The following is a 236-nucleotide window of genomic DNA, read 5'->3' as shown; positions in this document are numbered from 1 at the left end:
ACTTTGACGGCGGCGGCTCCACGACGATGGCGGCGAGAATGCTGGGGGAAACGCAAGCCAAAATGATCACTGTGCCAAAAGGCGGCTCAGAGCGTCGAGTACCTACCGGACTTGCCGTCTACAACAATGCTCCGCCGGGAACATTGGCCGGGTTTCAAATCAATGGACCTGCCGAGGTGTTGATTGGACAAACGGTTGAATATTCAACAAAAGCATACGATAATCACTATTTGCCA

1 protein-coding gene is annotated in these 236 nt (G+C 52.5%); it reads left to right on the top strand.

Features of this window, described 5'->3' with window-relative positions; genetic code table 11:
* On the top strand, positions 1-236 hold a 236-nt coding region (locus tag MXD62_RS09680), incomplete at both ends, for a phosphodiester glycosidase family protein (protein WP_248829013.1).

This window comes from Frankia sp. Mgl5, assembly GCF_023242985.1.
Classification (GTDB): Bacteria; Actinomycetota; Actinomycetes; order Frankiales; family Frankiaceae; genus Parafrankia; species Parafrankia soli.
The sequence above is the reverse complement of the archived record's forward strand: the minus strand, read 5'-3'. Positions and strand labels throughout refer to the sequence as shown.